Genomic DNA, 20,283 nt, shown 5'->3' on the forward strand with positions numbered 1-20,283 from the left:
CAGTATACCGAACAACCATCCTGGGAAAAGGCAGTGCGTGTAATCAAGCCCGACCAGTTTGATAGCGATACACCACAGACAGCCGGAATGCGGCGCATCTCAGCGGTTTCCAAGCAGTTAGCTGATACCAAGGGAATATGGGCAGGCGTCACAAATGTACAGGCCCACGTCGGAACTGGCAAACACCATCATGGTGAGCAGGAGACCGTCATTTATGTCGCCACTGGGGGCATTCAGATGGTCTGGGGCGATAATCTGGAGTTCCAGGCCGATGCCGAAGCGGGCGATTTCATTTACGTGCCGCCCTTTGTGCCGCACAAAGAGATGAATGTTGGAGACATCCCCTCGCAGTGGGTTATTGCACGTACCGGCCAGGAGCCGATTGTCGTCAACCTAGAACCGGCGGATAGCGCGCAGCAGGCTATCAATGATAACCTACATGGCATAAAATAAAGGAGGACGAAAAGTGCCCGTGCTCTTCCCACCGGGCGATTTCATCTATGTGCCACCCCTTTGTGCCGCACAAAGAAGTGAACGCTAGAGGCATTCCTTCACAACGGGTTATTGTGCGCACTGGCCAGGAACCAATGGTCGCTCATCTGGAAACAACCGATGCCAATCTGTAAAGAAGATCATGAAATGAGGGATTTCCGCACCATGAATTGCTGAGGAAAATGGTGCGGAAAAATGTTGTGATCCCTACTTACGAGCTGAGGACCATCGCGTCGATCATTCAGCGCAATTACCAGCGGGCTTCATAGACCTTCACCAAATGCTCCAGCGAAATGGCCCATTTTTGTACGAATCCTTGTACTATCCCTACTATGGATATCATCTCTAATGGACGCCTGGACTTTGGTATTGGCGTGGGCTGGAACGAGCGCGAGCATAGTTCCTATGGCATTCCTCCAAGGCGTTTCTTTACGCTGCAATTCAGCGCTTGGCTTTGATGTGTTTTCAACATTTTGCAACACAACTGGAAAAAGAACGCAATCTCCGGCGCTCTTTTCTTATCGCTCTTGATAAGCGGGGACAGCTAAAGGATTGCGCTCAGCGAAAGGCCGTTGATGCCAGTAAGGATAGATTGTAGGGATCTCGCTGGCCTTGTCGAGCTTCTCAACCTGCTCAGCAGTGAGATTCCAGCCGACCGCGCCAAGATTGTGTGTGAGCTGCTCCTCGTTGCGAGCACCAACGATGACGCTTGCTACAGTGGGACGCTGCAACAACCAGTTCAGGGCGATCTGAGCTACTGATTTGCCCGTCTCTTCGGCTATGGCGTCGAGTGCGTCCACGATCTCGTACACCTTCTCATTAGAGAGACGCGACCCCTCTGAGCCAATCTGCTGCACTCGACTGCTCTCAGGGGCTGGCTGGTTGCGGCGGATCTTTCCCGAGAGCACCCCTGCGGCCAGAGGACTCCAGACAATGGTCCCAACCTTCTGGTCAAGGGCGAGCGGCATAAGTTCCCATTCGTACTCACGTCCGACCAGGGAGTAAAAAGCCTGGTGAGCGACATAACGCGTCCAGCCGTAGGTCTGCGCAGTGGCAAGAGACTTCATCAGGTGCCAGCCGGAGAAATTGGAACAGGCGACGTAGCGTACCTTGCCGCTCTGGACCAGGGTATCGAGGGTCCGCAGCGTCTCCTCAACAGGGGTGAGCGCATCGAAGCCATGCAGCGTGTAGATATCGATATGATCGGTATTCAGTCTGCGCAGACTCTCCTCACAGGCCCGGATCAGATGATAGCGTGAGGAACCAAGCTCGTTTGGCCCATTGCCCATGCGGAATGTTGCCTTCGTTGAGAGAAGGAGCTGATCTCGTCGTCCTGCAATCGCAGGCCGCTAACAGCTAGAGGCGAGTATTATTAGGCGTTTACATCCTTAGGATGTGCAGTAACAAAACTGGTGATCAGCTGAAGCTCATTCTCGCTCAAATGGAAGCCGGCGGCTGCAGCCAGTTCTGCAATCTGCTGAGGGCGGCGTGCACCAACAATGGCGGCGGTAACGGTGGGATTGCTTAGCGTCCAGGCTATAGCAACGGTACCGGCTGTGACATTGTGCTCTTTACCAATGAGGTCCAGTAACGCAGCTATCTGGAGATTATGCTCAAGATTTGTGCCCGTGAAGTCAGGATGTGTTTTGCGCCAGTCATCCTCTGCCAGCTGATTCATGCGCTTCTTGCTCATTGCCCCCGTCAGCAAACCAGAAGCCATTGGTGAATAGACGATGACTCCAATATCATGTTGTCCACAATAAGGTAAAATTTCTTTCTCCACATCAGGGTGGACTAGAGAGTAACGTGGCTGAAGCGTTTCGACAGGTGCGATTTTCTCAGCGCGTTGCATCTGCTCGACGGAGAAGTTGGAAACACCAATATGGCGTACTTTGCCTTCTTTTTTTAGTTCGGCGAGTGTGCTCCAGCCCTCTTCAATGTCGGGATCAGGAATAGGCCAGTGAATCTGGTAAAGGTCGATCACATCAATGTCGAGTCGTCGCAAGCTGTCCTCAACCTCACGTTTGATCGACGCTGCTTTGAGGCTATTGGTCACTCCTCTCTCTTCATTGTTTTCTCCCCAAACCAGAGAGCACTTGGTGAAGATATAGGGACGTGAACGTCCCTTAATCGCTCTCCCTACAACCTCTTCGGAATGGCCTAGACCATAAGCGGCAGCGGTGTCAATCCAGTTGATGCCCAGATCCAGTGCACGCTTGATGGTATCCTCTGATTCATGGTCATCTTGTGGGCCCCAGCCAGCTTTCCATGGGCCACCAATTGCCCAAGCTCCCAGGCCAATAGGCGTAATCTGTATATCAGTTTTTCCGAAGCGTTTTTTTTGCATGAGTGTACCTTCTTCACACTATTTCTTGTCGTGACACGATGATACATGAGAGGTTCATCGGCTATGATGGACCTGAGGTGCTCTTGTCTTCCTGTAAGCAGTGAGGAAATGATAAACGACTATTGAGTAATTGAACAGTACGCACTTTCGTTGCACATACTTACCTCAAGGTTACCAGTGAATTGACACACTTCATCTGAAACGCTGCCGCCTGTGGCAGGGGAGAGACGATGCTCCCCCATTTCTCCCCCTGCCACAGACGGCACCATAGGTGCGATCGTAAGGAAATTTTCTCTCTTGTATGTGCAGAAGTGAGGGATGTCACCATCAAGCGGGGACGAAAGGGCAAGGCTCCTTGACCCGGTTCTAGTGCTGCATCCCACTCGCTTCCCCACTTGCCACTGTAGGCGGCAATCTGACAGCTGAAGTAGTCGTCCACGAGCAGATGTTGGAGAGAGGTGCGCATTCCCATCAATGGAAATAAGATATCTTGCTCGTTCATGCCATACCCTGTAAAATAGAGCGAGTTACTTCTGGAAATGTAGTATCTCATGGTTACTAGATAGGGAGAGGAAAGCAGATGGTCTTAAAAGAAAAGAGCACGTGGGTCATTCAGGAAAACGAATGTGAAGTCTGTTCGATTGAAAAGGCACTGGACGCTATTGGTGGTAAATGGTCTTTTCTGGTAATACGAGAACTGTTCCATGAAGCAAAAAGATATGGCGAACTCAAACGTTCGATTCAACGAATTAGTCCGAAGTCGTTAGCGGCAACGCTTCGCCATCTTGAAGACAATGGTATTATTCAGCGCACCGTTTACCCTACAACCCCTCCAATGGTTGAATATGCCTTGACTGAAAAAGGAAATGAACTCCGCCCAGCTATTTATGCGATGAAAGCCTGGGGTCAACATTGGGAAAGCAAAAGTAACTGAGAAAAAAGGGTACTGTCAACTTAATTGAAATTGTAGAGCCTATAGAAGAGAAACAGACTTCAAAGTGAGGATTGCACCCTTTTTCTTGCCTTGATTGCTAGAGAAGTCTGGCTGATGTGGCATTGAAGTGGTGAAAGCTCATCAACAAAATTTTTTAAGTTGACAATACCCAAAAGAATCCGCAAGAAGTGCTCCAGGCTTATTTATCGTCAATGTAGTCTGGTATGACTAATGGCTTGATGGTGCACGGGTCGTTTTTCGCCGCCAGGAGAGCTTGTTCAGTTTGATCTAGCGAATAGCGACTGATTCTCATTTCAGGTAAGGGGTTCAGCCATGGTGCGCATCTGAATTTCGATGACGCGTGAGTGAGCAGGCTGCGTGCAGGCCAGGAGAACTGCCGAAGCAACATCCTCCGGGTCAAGCATGCCTGATTGTGCGACCCCTTCTGGTGTACGTCCCTTCCCCAGTGCAAATTCCGTCTTGACTCCACCAGGGCAAATCACCCCTACCTTGATGCCATGAGGACGTAATTCTTTGTCCAGAGCCTGTGCGAACCCAACCTGCGCAAATTTTGTTGCACAGTACACCGCTTCACCCGCGAAGCCATAAATGCCAGCCATCGACGAGATCATCAGAATGGTGCCTGACCGTTGTTCGATCATCAGAGGGACGATGTGGCGGGTAAAGAGAAATGTAGAACGCACATTGACATCCATCATCTCGTCGTATTCTTCAGCGCTGGTGTCGATCAGTTGTTTGTAGTTTCCCATCCCGGCATTGTTGATCAGGATATGGGCCGCCCCGAAGTGCTCTTTTGCCGCCAGAATGGCACGCCGAGCCGTTTCCTCTTCTCGAACATCCCCGACCACCGCTACGGCTTGCCCCCCTGAGGATTGGATCATCTCCACAAGCTCGTCGAGTCGCTGCTTGCGACGTGCAATCAGCACAAGACTGGCTCCTTCTTTGGCCAGGGCCAGGGCACATGCTTTGCCAATACCTGCGCTGGCTCCTGTAATCAAGCAAACAGATCCGTTTAATCTCTGACTCATATATTTCGTTCCTCAATCTTATGAAAGGAAAACGCTCAAAAGCCGCGCATTTTCTTACAAGACGCTTCTTTACGCTGTAATTCAGTGTTTTGACTTTGATGTGTTTTCAACATTTTGCAACACAACTGGAAAAAGAACGCAATCTCCCGGCACTCTTTTCTTATCGCTCTTTATAAGCGGGGACAGCTAAAGGATTGCGTTCAGCGAAAGGCCGTTGATGCCAGTAAGGATAGATGGTAGGGATCTCGCTGGCCTTATCGAGCTTCTCAACCTGCTCAGCAGTGAGATTCCAGCCAACGGCGCCAAGATTGTGTGTGAGCTGCTCCTCGTTGCGAGCACCAACGATGACGCTTGCTACAGTGGGACGCTGCAACAACCAGTTCAGGGCGATCTGAGCTACTGATTTGCCCGTCTCTTCGGCTATGGCGTCGAGTGCGTCCACGATCTCGTACACCTTCTCATCAGAGAGACGCGATCCCTCTGAGCCAATCTGCTGCACTCGACTGCCCTCAGGGGCTGGCTGGTTGCGGCGGATCTTTCCCGAGAGCACCCCTGCGGCCAGAGGACTCCAGACAATGGTCCCAACCTTCTGGTCAAGGGCGAGCGGCATAAGTTCCCATTCGTACTCACGTCCGACCAGGGAGTAAAAAGCCTGGTGGGCGACATAACGCGTCCAGCCGTAGGTCTGCGCAGTGGCAAGGGACTTCATCAGGTGCCAGCCGGAGAAGTTGGAACAGGCGACGTAGCGTACCTTGCCGCTCTGGACCAGGGTATCGAGGGTCCGCAGCGTCTCCTCAACAGGGGTGAGCGCATCGAAGCCATGCAGCGTGTAGATATCGATATGATCGGTATTCAGTCTGCGCAGACTCTCCTCACAGGCCTGGATCAGATGATAGCGTGAGGAACCAAGCTCGTTTGGCCCATTGCCCATGCGGAATGTTGCCTTCGTTGAGAGAAGGAGCTGATCTCGTCGTCCTGCAATCGCTTTGCCGAGAGTTTCTTCTGAGAGTCCTCCAGAGTAAACATCTGCCGTATCAAACAGGTTAACACCCGCCTCCAGGCAGATGTCAACCATACGGCTTGCCTCAGCCACATCGGTATTCCCCCAGGCGCTAAAGAAAGCGTTTCCGCCACCAAAGGTAGCCGTCCCAAAGCTCAGTGCAGAAACCTTCAGACCGGAACCGCCAAGTTGTCTATATTCCATCAAGTTGATCCTTTTTTCTTTTAAATGCAAACATGATAGTTGAGCAGAGGATGGGCAGATCCATCGTTGTTGCTCTTTGCGAGAGATAAAAGCTTCTTGCCTGTGACCAGATCATGTTTGTTATCTACATATATCTGTATGGCAATGCCTCCCTCTGACCCATTCAGGACAATCTCTGACTGAACACTGGTTTTATATGTGGTTGCATAAGCAAAACCTTTCCCAAAGAGAAAACAGGCTAACAGGACTGACGCACGACAAGAACAGGGTCAAACACGAGTCGTTGACCTTCACACTCAGCATTTTTGATACGTTCGATGAGTAGGCGTGCCCCCGCGACGCCCATGTCGTAGACTGGCTGGTGCATCGTGGTGAGCGGTGGATGTACCAGGGAAGCCATTAAAACATCATCGAAGCCGATCACTGCTAACGTATCAGGAACACTGATGCTCTGAGCTGCGAGATAAGCCAAAGCACCGAGCGCAGCCATATCATTGACGCCAAAGATACAGGTGAGATCGGGATACTTTTGTAAAAGCTGTTCTGTTGCCTCGCGGCCCCTTTCAAAAGAGTAATCAGCTTGAGCAATGGGTAATTCGGGATGCTTCTCCCAATCATCTACTAAAACAGCTTCCCATCCCATAAAATCCAGGTATGCACGCAAGCGTTGCTTCGCGGACACCGCATGCTCCGGCCCAGCAAGAAAGCCAATTCGGCGATGCCCCTTGCTAAACATCCACTGCATCGCTTCCGTCGCACCTTTATAGTTATTGACGGTAATTTGCGGTACATCCTGCCGCTCGGCCCCCCTACCGATAAGCACCACAGGAGTATTTGCTGCTATCAATATATTGGTCAGGAGATCGCTAAGTGTGACATCTACAAGAATGGCACCGTCCACCGATTGCCGCCGAAGAATATCTATCGCCCGCCGCTCATTGGCAGGTTGCCAGTCGGTCTCCAGCAAAATCACCGTGTAGCCATGGCGCTGGGCCTCATCCTCGATCCCGCGAACCAGGCGAGGAAAGTAGGGATTGGTTAAATCTGGTAACGCCACTCCCAGGGTCATTGTGCGCCTGGTCATCAACGCGCGCGCCTGAGCATTCGGCACATAATTCAGGTCGCGAACCGCATCCAGTACCCTTTGCCGCGCCTCATCACTCACATACCCTGAGCCATTTAGGACACGCGAGACCGTTCCCACACCCAGACCAGCCCGTTGTGCCACATCTTTGATCGTGGCCATATATTTCACCTGCAATTCTCCGAAGTAGATGGAAGCGCTACCACACCATGCAAAAAAAGAGGATACCCCGTGTGAAAAAGAGCCTCTGTTCAATTGCTCCAAATATTCCCATATTCCCTCTCATTCTCTAGCCTACGATTCCCACAAAAATGAATTGCACCCACTTTTGTCAGAGAAAAGGAACCCTATGAGCGTCATCCACGAAATATCTTCTTTTTCTCTCACCTCTCACTATGCGCTGGACACATTCCAGAGCCCGACGCATGTTTTTATTTTCACGCAACCACCTGGACGTTATCTCGCATTCTATGATCACGATGTGGAAGCGCTACCACAACTATACCTAGTTCATAGGTCGGTTGTCAAGTCCTTCATCACTGAGTAACGGTTGGGCACGGTTCAGGGAATTTGACTCAAAGTTCAAATGAAAATAGTGGAATACCCCAAAAAACTGCCCATTTGCTAGACTAGAGAGAGAAGACAAGCAAGTTTCCAGGCGCTCGGAAGCAAAAGTCGCAGGCGAGAAAGGAACAGGCAATGCGTATCTTGGCAGTTCTTCTTGGGCTGTTCTTGCTGTTGAGTATTTTGTTCGATAGTTTTGAAACGATGGTTCTGCCACGCAGAATCAAACGTAGACTCAAGCTCTCGCTCTTCATCCACAATGGTCTCTGGAGAGGATGGGTCCCGGTTGCACGCTTGCTGCGCTCTCCCGGCATGCGCGAGGTCTACCTCAGCTATTTTGGTCCGCTGTTACTGCTGTTTATGCTTGCTTCCTGGGCGGTAGGATTAATCGTGTCATTTGCGCTGATTCAATGGGGTTTCTCATCACCTATTATCGCACCAGAGAAAATTGCCACGTTCGAAACCTACCTTTACATGAGTGGGTCCACCTTTTTTACCCTCGGCCTGGGTGATGTCAAGCCGGCTACAGTATTCACCCGCTTTCTCGCGGTGACCGAGGCTGGAATAGGCTTCGGTTTCCTGGCACTCATCATTGGCTATGTTCCCGTCGTCTACCAGGCATTTTCACGGCGCGAAGCCCAGATCACCCTGCTGGATGCCCATGCTGGCTCACCCCCTCACGCCATAGAGTGGCTCCACCGCCAGCACAACATGCAGGCAAACGAGGAAGAGATGGGCGACGTGCTCCACACATGGGAACTCTGGTGTGCCGATATCCTGGAGAGCCACCTCTCTTACCCGGCTCTGCTCCACTATCGCTCCCAGCATGAACGGCAGTCCTGGCTGGCAGCTCTCACCACTATGCTCGATATTTGTGCGCTCCTCCTCGTTGGCCTTGATGGGATCACTATTCCCACAGCTCGCTTCCTTTTCGCTATTGCTCGCCATACAGCAGTCGATCTGGCACAAATTTACCACACATCGCCAAGACGGTCTGCATACAATCGCCTCTCCTCAGAAGACTTCCTGCGCCTAGGAGATGCTCTGGGAGCACTCAACCTCACGTTTCGCCGGGAGGATGCGGAACAACAACTCTCGGAGATGCGCAAGCTCTATGAACCATTTGTATTAGGTCTGGCAGACTACCTGCTCATCGATATTCCCTCTTGGTTGCCAGGCTCCCACCCAGTTGATGACTGGCAAACAAGCCCCTGGGACCATTTCGCGGTCTGGTCACAGGCAAAATTAGAGGAAATAACCCATCTTGTCATCGAACATAAACGCAAGTTGCCCTACCAACGCTAGCGAAGGGAATCGATTTGCCTCGTATTTTCCACTGTTGCAGGCTCCATTGTTGGTCCGACCGAAGACAGGTTGCCCAATATTGAATACCGTCACTCTATGACGAACATCCTCAATGCCCTTGGCGTGAGCGTGAGGCGATGTCTAGGCGACGAGTTAGAGCTGTTGGGGTGAGGGGCGGTAGAAGGGGAGGAGGCAGTGACCTGGGTGTGTCCCACGCAGGCCTCCAGGTTGTTGCTGTCGAGGCACGCGCTTTTATGCGCGTGAGTGAGGTTACGACCGGACATGAGTCTAAGCCCATATGGTATGCTCCTCCCTTTGAGTGCGCTAGCAGAAGTAGAGGGCGTACCAGGTCTATCTTCCAACGATACCATCAGCGTGGAGAGAGTCCCACTCTTGAAAATCCTTCACAGCAATCTGTGCTTTGTAGGATCGAAGAAGAGGCGTTGTTGCTTCCTCACGAAGTGCGTGCGCTAGCCTCCAGAAATCGCACAAATTGTTGTTTCCTTGTCCTACCAGGGGACCTTCTTTTTTCCTGTTTTTGATGTCAGAGGAGATTGACGTGCATCTCTGGTGAGAGGAGGTGTCATGGCGGAGTGTTCACGCGACAAGAAATATGAGAAGGGGGCCACTCGACACCTCACCATATGATACTGGCTCTCCCGCGAAGTTGATGAATAATACAGGGCAATCGCATCTAAATAAGCTCAACGACAAGAAAAGAAAAGAAGCGGAGGTGATAAAATAAGCAAAAAAAGCGGGAGACCACGAGATGGAGGAGAACGATCGACGAGATCTGGAAAGCCTGTTTGCGCAAGTAGAAGACCCTCGGATGGAGCGAACCAAGCTGCATCGATTACGAGATATCATCATTCTGGTGATCTGTGGAGTCTTATGTGGAGCAGAAGGTTGGGGTGAGATCGAGGAATTTGGGAACGCCAAAAAGGCCTTTTTTACGGATTGGCTGGACTTGCCCAATGGAATTCCGTCCCACGATACGTTCGGGCGAGTGTTTGCCCTCATTGATCCCAAACAGTTTGAAGCAAGTTTCATCCGATGGGCGCAAGGGATCAGCCAAACAGTCAAAGGAGTGATCGCGATTGATGGCAAAACGCTGCGCCGCTCGCACGATCAAGCAGCAGGCAAAAAAGCACTGCACCTGGTGAGTGCCTGGGCGGTCGAAAATCGTCTGGTATTGGCTCAACTCGCAACGGAAGAGAAGTCCAACGAGATGACCGCCATCCCGCTGCTCTTAGAGCAACTGACGCTCAAGGGCTGTATTGTGACTATTGATGCGATGGGAACGCAAACGAAGATTGCCGAGCAGATTATCGAGCAAGGTGGCGACTATGCTCTGGCTCTCAAAGACAATCATGGGGACCTGTTTGACGAGGTGAAAGCAACGTTTGCTCTTGCGGAAAAAGACGGCTTTGCTGGCCCATATTGGGAGTCAGATCGACAGGTCGAGAAAGGTCACGGCCGATTGGAAATCCGTGAACAGTGGACGCTGAGTGATCCGGAAATTCTGGCGTATCTCGACCCAGAACACCAGTGGAAAGGCTTGCGAGGCATTGGGGTCGTACGGGCACAACGACGCATGGAGCAGAAGACCACCAAAGAAACGCGCTACTTCTTGCTCAGTTTTTCGTCAGTCAAAACCTTTGCCACCGCGGTCAGAAGCCACTGGGGCATTGAAAACAGCCTGCATTGGGTCGCCTTTCGGGAAGATGAATCGCGCATCAGGCTTGGTCATGCTGACGAAAATCTCGCGGTGCTCCGCCATATCAGCTTGAATTTGTTGCGTCAGGAACGCTCTTCCCGTGTTGGCATCCATGCCAAGCGTCTCAAAGCCGGCTGGAACGACCAGTATCTTTTGCGCGTTCTGGATGGGGTTAATTAGATGCGATTGCCCTGATGAATAATACAGATTATTTGCTTACAAAGCCAGTTTCTGGTCCTATTCCTCAGAAAGGATGGTGGATAGTGCTGAACTGTTTGGAGTGGCTATATCACCCAACAAGTAGAGCAGGACATTTTCATTTTTTTCTCCCAGTGTTTTTGTAACATAGCCAGAGAACTTTGCCAGGGATGCAGGGGCAGTTTATATACTCTCCTGATCCTGACCGGTTGCCTTTGTATATGACTGTATACTTCCTGTAGATAGACAAAAAGTGGTGGGGGAGTTTAACAGTCAAGTAGAAGGAAATAGCTTGTGTCAAATAACGATAATGATGCATTTGTAGGGCGACACCGCCAGGGAATGAGTCGACGGGAGTTCCTTGCGGAGGCGGGACGTACCCTCAGCATGGCCCTGGCATCTGCCGGTGTCTTCTATGAGCTCATCGATAATCTTGCGCAAAAACCCGAGCAGGTTGCTTTCGCTGCCGCCCAGCCTTTGCCGCCAGAACAGTATATCGTCCCGAGTACTCGCATCGCCAGCGTTACTAGTGCAGGGTTAAGCGGTAGTGGCCCTGACACGACTCCGGTGGTGCTCCATCCCCTGCACAATCATATCATTACCGCGAAAATAAAAGTCCCAGCAAATGCGAAAGCCTTGCAGGGGGCACAGCACCATTTGGAGTCCGTCCTTCGGGGTCTGGAACAGCAATTTTCGCCTGCTACTTCCAACGGAGTGACCATCCAGGTCGCCTGGGGACTCCCCTATTTCCAGCATTACATCCCCAGTTTGGGGAAATCTTCGAGTTTTTTCAAGGCGGGAACGCGCTACCCGGAGTATCTGCCGGTTGACTTGGCGACGTCTCAGAAACAAAAACAGAAGGTGTATGCGGTCCAAGAGGCCATGACGTTCCCAAGCGACCATCCACCTGCTGGCTTTGGGCCGGTGCGCCTGGAGCAGAATGACGTAGTTGTGATCCTCCGCAGCGACTCCTTGGACAATATCATGGCGGCCACCAATACCATCTTCGGGACAGGCAGCAACCAAGCGGGCAGTCTCTTCACGGTGACCAGTATTCGCCGAGGCTCTACCGGCGGAGGGTTCTATGGACAACAGGGCCTGCCACGCAAGGTCGCTCTGGCGGCGAAAATTCCCGGCGCGGAGTCTATTCCTCCTCACGCGCAGGTCTTCCTCGGCTTCACCACAACGTTACAGGCGAATATGGCCCCCGACAATATTCCAAGTCTGGAGACTATCCCGGGCCAGACTGATCAATGGCCCAACGGGTATTTCAAACAAGGAACCACTATGCACCTCTCGCACTTATTTGAAGATCTGGAAACCTGGTATGGGCGTGGGAGTCAGAACTACTCCACGTTTCCTGATCGCGTCCGGGCGATGTTCCGGCCTGGCCTCTCAACCGCTTCGGGAACGCTCACGGTGAATCCACCAACGGAGTTGAGCGATTCCAGCATTGCTCAAGATGTCCAGAAATACCAGGCCTACGGTCATAGTGGGAGTATGCAACCGATTGTACGCCAGACCACGCCGACGACCACCAACTACGGGAAGACCTACCCGGCTGGGATAGCCGTCTCCGCGCGCGGCGATTTCAATACGGTGGACAATCCGTTCCACTACAGCTCGGACCCGACCGGAGATCACTTCAGCACCAGACCCGCTGCTGGCATGCACTTTATCATCTTCCAGCCGACGATTGGCAACTTCAATCGCACACGGCTCGCGATGGATGGGTACTATCCCGATGGGACAGTACTCAAACTCTCCCCACGCTCCCACGGCGCAGGCATTAATTCGGTCCTGAACACGACCCACCGGCAGAACTACCTGGTTCCACCTCGTAGCCATCGCTCCTTCCCGCTCGCCGAGTTTCTCGCCTGACAGAGGCGCTGATTGCATAATGAAGGAGAAACAGAAGGCTTATGAAGATCGGATTGAGCATTCCTCCAACTATCACGTCACCGGACCATTTTGAGGAATGGGTCAGACGAGTAGACGCTGGCCCCTTTTCCACCCTCGGTGTACTGGATCGCATCGTCTACTCGAATTTTGAACCACTCGTGACCTTGGCGACAGCCGCAGCGCTCACAACCCGCGTTCGCCTGATGACAGAAGTCTTGATCTCTCTTGTCCGCAATACCACCATTCTTGCCAAGGAGAGCGCGACCCTGGATCTTCTTTCCAGGGGACGTCTTACTCTTGGGATCGGGCTTGGTGGAAGGGAAGATGACTACCTCGCGACAGGAATGCCATATGAACATCGCGGAAAACGGCTGGAAGAGCAACTGGAGCAGATGAAGCGCATCTGGGCCGGGCAACCGGTTTGCGCCAACGTGGGGCCAATTGGGCCTCAGCCTGCTCAGGCCCATGGACCAAAGCTGCTGCTTGGTGGGTACACAGCGGGTACGATCCAACGAGTTGCGCGCTTTGCTGATGGCATCATTGCTGGGACAAACGAGACCAAACAGATTGAGCAAACGTTTCGCGCGGTTGAGCAGAGGTGGCAAGAAGCCGGCAGGGCTGGCAGGCCCCATCTCGTTGCTCAGATCGATATTGCGCTTGAGAAGAACGGGGTGGAAGAGGGCCGGAAGTATCTGCTTGACTACTATGCCACGCTCCCTTCTTTCGTCGCGGCCAAATCTGCGACGCTGCTCACGACGACGCAGCAGCTCCTGGACACCATGCACCTCCTTGAGCAGATAGGCACCGATGAGCTGGTATTCTTTACGTGGAGCGCCGCAATCGAGCAGATTGATCGTATTGCAGATCTTCTTGGATAAAGCGCCCCGTCATATATGCAGGATGCACAAGAGCCGATTTGCCTCCGTTGAAGATACGCATCATTGGCTTCCACCAGCACGTCCTCCTCCCCCTCGAAACTATAATATTGGAGTCGATAAGGGCGCGGATGCGCTCCTTGCTCTGGCGTAAGGCTTCTTCTATCCGCTTCTGCTCGTCGATGTCAGTGCTGGTGCCAAACCACTTGACGATCTGGCCTGCTTCATCACGTACCGGCAGCGCGCGGGCTAAGAACCAGCGATATTCCCCGGTCTGAGCATGTCCGAGACGCTCTTCATACTCAAACATGTCTCCCGTCTCCAGGGCATGCTGCCAGAGAGCTCTGTTGCGTTCACGATCGTCGGGATGGATGAACTGGAGATGAGCCCATCGGTCGCTTTGTACGTTCTCTAACGCGAACCCGGTGTAGTCACACCAGTGCTGGTTCATGTACTCGTGTTGACCGTCTGGTCGTGCCACCCACACGAGCTGTGGCACTGTTTCGGCCAACACCCGAAATTGTTCTTCACTCTCTTTCAGCCTTTGTTCCGTTTGTTTCTGCTCGTCGATGTCGGTACAGGTGCCAAACCACTTGACGATCTGGCCTGCTTCGTCGCGCACCGGCATGCCGCGGGCTAAGAACCAGCGATAGGCTCCAGTTTGACCGTCCTTGAGACGATGTTCGCTCTCAAAGAGCTCACCCGTTGTGAGCGAATGTTGCCGAAGCGTGAGCACACGTTCAGCATCTTCAGGATGCAGATATTGACGCCATCCATAGTCCCGTACCTGCTCAAAATCGGCCTGCATCACCTCACGAAAGCGCTGATTACAGTAGTCAACACGGCCATCTGGCGACGTCGTCCACACCAACTGTGGCACCGTTTCGGCCAGCACGCGCCAGTTCTCCTCGCTTTCTTTGAGCTTCTGTTCGGCTCGTTTCTTGTTCTCAATATCGGTGCAGGTACCAACCCAGTGCAGGATCGCGCCCTGGGCATTTCTCTGCGGCACGCATCGGACCAGAAACCAGCGATACGCTCCGCTGGTACCATCTTGTAAGCGTAGTTCCACTTCATAAGGTGCACTTGTGAGGATGGAGGTCTGCCACGCCACCCATACCCGTTGCCAGTCATCAGGATGCACACTTGCCAACCAGCCATCACCTTCGGCCTGTTCGAGGCTCATCGCCAGATAGTCGATCAAGCGTTGATTGTTGTAGGTGACATACCCATCGGGTCTGGCGATCCAGACAAACTGGGGGATCGTATCAACCAGGGCATGGATTTGCGCTTCGGCGCGCTTGCGCTCGGTGATGTCGGTCTCAACATAGGCGAGGTACTTGACGTGGTGGTCCACGTCCCTGTGGGGAGGAGTGATCGTTGCCTCAAAGTGAAGGTTCATCCCTTCCCTGGAGTGAAACAGGGTCTCGAAACGCACCGTTTCGCCCATGCTGGCTCGCGCGATGGCGGCGCGTAATTGGTGTTGACTCGCAGGAGCAAAGGACCACCAGGGGAGTTCGGCAAACGGTTGGCCAATCACCTCCTCGCGTCGGATCTGTGCATCTTCTAACGGTGCCTCATTACTTTCCAACAACGTCTCCCGGCGAGGCAAAGGTTCTCTCTTCTCGTGAACATGCAACAGGAGCCCGCCAACGGTCGGAGCGAGCTGCACGTGCAGCCAGGTCTGGGTCACGGGAGAAACATACTCCACTTCGCTTGGTGCTCGGGTCTGTGTGGTCTTCTGGACGGCCTGGTAGAGCGAGGTACTCACCAGGTGGGGAGCAGAGCACCACAAGGGCTGGCCCAATACGTCCTCTCGTGGTGCTCCAGTGATGGTCTGCGCGCTCACATTGGCATACACAATCGTCGCAGCGTCATCGATGAGAAATAAGGCACCAGGAAGCGTCTCAAGAAGCGTGAAGAGTGTCTCACTCAACGCAGGAGTGAGACGCCTGATCTGTGGTGTATTCGACATAGTGCGGTAATGTCCCTTTCATGTGTCTCCATCCCAGGTGGCGAAGCTGCGTACCAGCCCTCACCTCAAGAATTCTGTTGAAATGATGGACTCTCTTTGAGCAACAAGCAAGCTATACAATGTAGCTATCGGTGAAATCGCTCGTCCTCTTCATAGGACTATCGGCCAATGCACATCAAGGAGACGTTTAGCCCTCAGAGGAACGTGTAAAAATAGACTCAACATTTCTCTATAGCTGTTATTTGCCAGAATTCTTGGCGGCCTTGTAAATTTACAATTTCTGCACGCAACCATCCGCATCTGGAGCGCTTTTTCAGCTCGTCAATGGTTGAGTTGCACACTTTTCAGGGCAAGTGCTAACCTTTGGGATCTGGCTCGCTTTTGGTGATTCATGTTGCTTGCTACGCATAGGTTGGGGTCCCGACACTTTTCCCCTGTGTTTTTCCCGCTAAGCAAGAGAGGAAATAGATAACACCAAAAGCATTTGAGAAGAAAATGAGGCCCTTGAAAATCTCTTTAGGCTCTAGAGAAATAGGAAAAAGAGGTTTTGCTACGCAAAATGGAGGGCCCACGCCAGCTACTTGGTATTTCTCGACTCAGCACCCATCTTGAAATACTTCTTCATCTTCTTATACAGGTATTGCTGCCTGCTTAGCGGGAAAAACACAGGGGAAAAATGTCGGGACCCCTAAAAGGAAGATGCGGCGAGTCCTCTCGCGAGGGAGACTCGCCGCATTGTCTGTTGTCGGTGTGGGTACGTTTATTTACTCTGCAAGAGGGTGTAGATGGAATTGACATTTTTGCTGAAGTTTGTTTCAAACTTGTTCGCCTCGTCCTTAGTGACCTGGCCCTGGCTCACGCCTTTGTTCAGCAAAGTGGTGGTATCCTGCTTGAGATCTTTCTGAAGCTGCTGTTCGGAGACCTTTTGCGCTCTGGCAATATCGGTGACTTTCTTGCCCCCTTGAAGCTGACGATTCAGCTGATCGCTGCTGAGCTTGAGATCTTTTGCCACAGCGGCGACAAGCTCGGAACGGTGAGCCTTGAGATAATCAAGAGCGCTCAGCGTTTTCTGGCTGTGATTGTTTGTATTGGAATCTTGTTTGGCTGGCTGACTCGTAGAGGTAGATTTGACTGTTTGGGCAGGTGTAATGCTGCTCGCATGCGCAGAGAGCGAACTCGTGAATGAGGTTCCGAAGAGTAGAGCAATAGTGAGTACCAGGCTGGTTAATCCGATAAAGAATAGCTTTTTCATAGAGTTTTTTTCTCCTTTGTTTTACATGCTAGTGGCTTATTGCGTTGGTTCATAGAGATCATATGCAATTTGATCTACTTACTTTAGCAGAAGCGGTAATCGTCGGTGACGTTCAACATCAAATTGAACTTATCCATACTATACGACAAATTTCTAAATAGATAATCACGAATATGTAAGCTTTTTGTATGGTTACTATGTTTACTTGAAAGTGAGATAATGTATATTCATTTCTATGCCCGCTCGACGCCAGTTTGCAATAGCAGCACTAATAGTAAAGTTTGGCCACTATTCCTATCAGTTTCCGTGTAGGCCAGGATTTTCACCAAACCCGTGCCAGGATGCCCCCAGCTTTCGTGCCTGGGGGTCTTTGTTCTTATACCCGGATATAAGACGGGTATAAGACGAGAAGGGGAATGGCGTAAAGACGGTTTCTGCCGTAAGTGCTGGAGGAAAGCCCAGGATACGTGGAAAAATCTGACTTATGGAATTATTGCTGTGGATTTGGTTGAAGAACAATGATGTTAGGGCGCGGAGATGATTTCGACGATCGGTAATGGCCTTCTCGGTGTCTTCTATGTATTTCGGGATCGTAGAGAGCAGGAGGAGGAGGGTCCTGGCCTGGTCGAACTTTGCTCAAAGCTTCAGCATCGGTTTTGAGTAAGGCATACATGGTTTCAATCATTTGCCCAGCGACACGACCCATCACCCACTTCTTCCCAGTTCGCTCGCCTGTACGTTCATTGTATGGGCAATTATTTTGGACCAATCGGTCATAGAGTTTTGCCCATTCAGTTTCTCGCTGAATGACACGAGAAACAACCAGGAACATCATATGGCGCATCATCCGGGTGCCTCCAGGCGTCAACTTGGAGCGATCGTATGATGATCCAGTCTGATCACGGACTGGTGCCCAGCCAAAGTACGATTTGAGGGTTCCTGCATTGGGGAAGTTGAGGATTGAACCAATCGAGGCAATAATGGTGCCAGCCTGGATCAGCACTACTCCCATCGAGCAAAGAATTTGTCCTTCACGGGCTTGCTGGACGATGGTTTGAATCTCGTTCTCTAGCTGCTTGATGTGTCCCCGGAGGAGTTGAAGCTCCTGAATCAGTTGGCTTTGCTCTAAGACGAGGCTACGCTGCCGAACCAGCTCCTTAATGCCAATGCTGGTTGCTGCGAGTTGTTGCAGTTGGAGGAGCTTCGCATTTGAAAGACGGCGGGTTTTCCCACGAATTTCTTGCAAGTCAGCGAAACTCGCAATAGCAAGAGCATGCGGTGTGGGGAAATGCTCACGCATTGCTAATGCTGTTGGCAGATTAGGATCTTTAAAAATGAGCGTGATCTCAGGAAAGATCTCGTCGCAAATAGCAATAAGTTTGTTTTTGCGCTGGGTGCTTTCGCGGACAAGTTCATATCGATGGCGGATCAATCCTTTCAATTGTGCCGCAGCCGGGGTGGGTGGCACAGCTCGTCGAACCAGTTGTGCTTTGTCGGCAACCTGCATTCCAAGTTCAAGCTGATTGTAGAGATGGTTTGCTAGCCCAAGCGCATCGCGTTTATCCGTCTTCATCATCCCTGCTGGTCGGGCCTGGATATGGACCAGGTACACAGGCAGCTCCAGGTCCTGTAAATATTGGAGCAGAGGAAGATGATAGTGCCCTGTTTTTTCCAGCAGGATGGTGCAATGCTCTAGGGGGCATAGCTCCTTATGCGCTCAGCTAGCGCCCGAAAGCCTTCGCGTGAGTTTTCAAAGGCCAGTGCGGGGCAAGCTTCAAATCGCTGGTAGCGCTCTAAGAGGGTTGTTGAGACAAAACCGGCCAGGTGCCTCACCTTGCCTATATCAATACCGATATAGAGAGGTTCGAGCTTGAGGAGAGGAATGGCTTGGAGATCAGGCAGCTTTTTGGTCCGTTTCGCCATGGTTTGTCCTTTTCATTCTCACACCACACGACGGAAGCTTTGGGCGGATAGGCCAGAGGCTGTGGAGGCGTCACTCCCATAGACAGGCAAGGAGTCTCCTCGACTGGCCCACTGACTTATCAAGGGTCCTGAAGCGCCTCCCCCACAGATTTTTAAGGGATCTCAATCCCACTATCACTAAAGGAGTCTTCAGCCTCTTCCTTGAGATAGCTAGTCCCAAGTCAGCCTATCCATTTCAATACTACCTAAGCATATGTTCGAAATCAAGGTTCCGCCTGTCTATCACTATGAGTGGTTTTTACACGATCTTGGGCTTTCCTCATGTATGCTCTACCGTGGCGGCTAGTTGGCGCCGACGGCCTTGAAGTCCTGGTTGACGAAGATGTGGTGCGGCCAGTTGACGCCGATGTTGTGGGCCTCGTACTCGCCGTTGCTCAGTTGCACAACACGGTCGACGACGCCCCCCGGGTAGGCGGCCAGCGCAGCTTCCGTCGCCTTATTCGCTGTCGTTCCGCTGACGATCGTCCCCGACCCCTCACTGTAGTTCGCCGGGATCTGACCGACCTGCTTTGACGCGGTCGGTGCACCGCGCTGGAAGGGGATCACCGCTGCCGTCGAGGAAGTCGCAGATCCGCCGCTGCCAGTCGGTTGCACGATGACCTGCGTGGCCGTGATGGTCGTGGAGTTGGTCATCCCAAGTACGAGGACGCTTTCGCCTGTTGTAATGGCACTCGCCGAGGTCGAGCTCGTCCCCTTCTGGTATGTCGTAGAGGACGCCTCGTTGACGGTCACCTTCACACCCGCTGATGTTGATATTGTGAAGCTCGACGTGGACACGCTGCCGACCGTGCCGGTTGCTCCCCCTGAGGCCGGTCCAGACTTAGCGTTGGATCCCCCGCCGCCGGGTCCGCGACCGCCAGCGAAGCCGGGGTGCCCTGCTGTTGCCGAGGAGGAAGCGGTTGCTGTTCCACTGCTGCTGCTACCACAGGCCACCAGGATTGCGGTTGCTGCAAGTAAGAGAAAAGTAACACTTACGAATGTTTTTATTTTTAGTGACAGTGACGTTCGTATAGACATTTTCTTTCCATCCTTTTATGTATATGAATGAGGGAACATACCTGACAATGAAACGATCAAGGACCTGTGATCATTTTGCTTGATCTCAGTTGCTGCTTTCATAGCGTGTTTATGAGTATTTCCTCTGCAAAGCAGTTGTAGTGAGTGCTACCTGAGCGAGAATGTACACTCATCGTTGAGCTCGCAACCTCTGTCAGCGTTCCCCTTCTCGATATGTTCAATTGTAGCAGGGTTACTATGAAGATCTTATGAAGAAGCAGTCAAGCTTTTGTTTGTTTTGTTGTCTGGGATGTAAGCAAGCGAGCAAGCGAACGTGCCGCTAAAAATATTTGTAGGCTTTAACAGCCCTACTCTCTAGTGGACATGCACGAGAGCCGTGCTGGAAAGA

General features: G+C 52.0%; 16 protein-coding genes and 1 pseudogene. 6 read left to right on the plus strand and 11 right to left on the minus strand.

Going from position 1 to position 20,283, the window contains the following annotated elements:
- Positions 1-33: 33 nt before the first annotated feature.
- Positions 34-453, plus strand: a complete 420-nt coding sequence (locus JMJ04_RS42690; protein ID WP_201376489.1) for a cupin domain-containing protein — start codon at positions 34-36, stop codon at positions 451-453.
- Between the two features lie 557 nt (positions 454-1,010).
- On the opposite strand, the pseudogene JMJ04_RS42700 reads toward JMJ04_RS42690, so the two are convergent.
- Together JMJ04_RS42700 and JMJ04_RS42705 are read right to left on the minus strand one after the other, a co-directional pair.
- Positions 1,011-1,835: pseudogene (locus JMJ04_RS42700) on the minus strand (aldo/keto reductase); the annotation flags it as partial.
- A 29-nt stretch (positions 1,836-1,864) separates the two neighbouring features.
- Positions 1,865-2,839 (minus strand): aldo/keto reductase, encoded by a 975-nt coding sequence (locus JMJ04_RS42705; RefSeq protein ID WP_201376490.1) that lies wholly within the window; start codon positions 2,837-2,839, stop codon positions 1,865-1,867.
- A 580-nt stretch (positions 2,840-3,419) separates the two neighbouring features.
- On the opposite strand from JMJ04_RS42705, the gene JMJ04_RS42710 reads away from it, so the two are divergent.
- A complete protein-coding gene (locus JMJ04_RS42710) occupies positions 3,420-3,773 on the plus strand; it encodes a winged helix-turn-helix transcriptional regulator (RefSeq protein WP_201376491.1) in 354 nt (117 codons plus the stop codon).
- Between the two features lie 314 nt (positions 3,774-4,087).
- Here JMJ04_RS42710 and JMJ04_RS42715 read toward each other — a convergent pair whose 3' ends face one another.
- The 3 genes from JMJ04_RS42715 to JMJ04_RS42725 all read right to left on the minus strand — a co-directional run bounded on the left by JMJ04_RS42715 (position 4,088) and on the right by JMJ04_RS42725 (position 7,272).
- On the minus strand, positions 4,088-4,822 hold the full coding sequence (locus tag JMJ04_RS42715) for an SDR family oxidoreductase (RefSeq protein ID WP_201376492.1): 735 nt from the start codon (positions 4,820-4,822) through the stop codon (positions 4,088-4,090).
- Between the two features lie 160 nt (positions 4,823-4,982).
- Positions 4,983-6,026 (minus strand): aldo/keto reductase, encoded by a 1,044-nt coding sequence (locus JMJ04_RS42720; RefSeq protein WP_201376493.1) that lies wholly within the window; start codon positions 6,024-6,026, stop codon positions 4,983-4,985.
- A 238-nt stretch (positions 6,027-6,264) separates the two neighbouring features.
- Positions 6,265-7,272 (minus strand): LacI family DNA-binding transcriptional regulator, encoded by a 1,008-nt coding sequence (locus JMJ04_RS42725; RefSeq protein WP_201376494.1) that lies wholly within the window; start codon positions 7,270-7,272, stop codon positions 6,265-6,267.
- A 537-nt stretch (positions 7,273-7,809) separates the two neighbouring features.
- Here JMJ04_RS42725 and JMJ04_RS42730 point away from each other — a divergent pair.
- The 4 genes from JMJ04_RS42730 (at position 7,810) to JMJ04_RS47630 (ending at position 13,674) form a co-directional block, all read left to right on the plus strand.
- Positions 7,810-8,979 carry a potassium channel family protein gene (locus JMJ04_RS42730; protein ID WP_201376495.1) on the plus strand — a complete coding sequence of 390 codons (1,170 nt, stop codon included), beginning with the start codon at positions 7,810-7,812 and terminating at the stop codon, positions 8,977-8,979.
- Positions 8,980-9,748: 769 nt separating this feature from the next.
- Positions 9,749-10,876 carry an ISAs1 family transposase gene (locus JMJ04_RS42735; protein WP_201376496.1) on the plus strand — a complete coding sequence of 376 codons (1,128 nt, stop codon included), beginning with the start codon at positions 9,749-9,751 and terminating at the stop codon, positions 10,874-10,876.
- 312 nt (positions 10,877-11,188) lie between these two features.
- Positions 11,189-12,775 carry a DUF7405 family protein gene (locus tag JMJ04_RS42740; RefSeq protein WP_201376497.1) on the plus strand — a complete coding sequence of 529 codons (1,587 nt, stop codon included), beginning with the start codon at positions 11,189-11,191 and terminating at the stop codon, positions 12,773-12,775.
- A gap of 41 nt (positions 12,776-12,816) precedes the next feature.
- Positions 12,817-13,674, plus strand: a complete 858-nt coding sequence (locus tag JMJ04_RS47630; protein WP_236039114.1) for an LLM class flavin-dependent oxidoreductase — start codon at positions 12,817-12,819, stop codon at positions 13,672-13,674.
- Here the strand turns inward: JMJ04_RS47630 and JMJ04_RS42745 are convergent.
- The 6 genes from JMJ04_RS42745 to JMJ04_RS42770 all read right to left on the minus strand — a co-directional run bounded on the left by JMJ04_RS42745 (position 13,619) and on the right by JMJ04_RS42770 (position 19,789).
- A complete protein-coding gene (locus JMJ04_RS42745) occupies positions 13,619-15,643 on the minus strand; it encodes a PAS domain-containing protein (RefSeq protein WP_307811818.1) in 2,025 nt (674 codons plus the stop codon). The two genes, JMJ04_RS47630 and JMJ04_RS42745, sit on opposite strands and share 56 nt — an antisense overlap.
- Before the next feature lie 760 nt (positions 15,644-16,403).
- Positions 16,404-16,895: a hypothetical protein gene (locus tag JMJ04_RS42750; RefSeq protein ID WP_201376498.1), complete on the minus strand. Its 492-nt coding sequence runs from the start codon at positions 16,893-16,895 to the stop codon at positions 16,404-16,406.
- A gap of 490 nt (positions 16,896-17,385) precedes the next feature.
- The gene (locus tag JMJ04_RS42755; RefSeq protein WP_268887441.1) at positions 17,386-18,576 is read right to left on the minus strand and encodes an IS110 family transposase; all 1,191 of its coding nucleotides are present in this window, start codon (positions 18,574-18,576) and stop codon (positions 17,386-17,388) included.
- An 11-nt stretch (positions 18,577-18,587) separates the two neighbouring features.
- On the minus strand, positions 18,588-18,818 hold the full coding sequence (locus JMJ04_RS42760) for a hypothetical protein (protein WP_201376500.1): 231 nt from the start codon (positions 18,816-18,818) through the stop codon (positions 18,588-18,590).
- A gap of 342 nt (positions 18,819-19,160) precedes the next feature.
- On the minus strand, positions 19,161-19,511 hold the full coding sequence (locus tag JMJ04_RS42765; protein WP_201376501.1) for a hypothetical protein: 351 nt from the start codon (positions 19,509-19,511) through the stop codon (positions 19,161-19,163).
- A gap of 101 nt (positions 19,512-19,612) precedes the next feature.
- Positions 19,613-19,789, minus strand: coding sequence for a hypothetical protein (locus JMJ04_RS42770; protein ID WP_201376502.1), 177 nt, complete (start codon positions 19,787-19,789; stop codon positions 19,613-19,615).
- Between the last annotated feature and the right edge of the window lie 494 nt (positions 19,790-20,283).

This window comes from Ktedonobacter robiniae (assembly GCF_016587375.1).
In the GTDB taxonomy this organism is placed as follows: Bacteria; Chloroflexota; Ktedonobacteria; order Ktedonobacterales; family Ktedonobacteraceae; genus Ktedonobacter; species Ktedonobacter robiniae.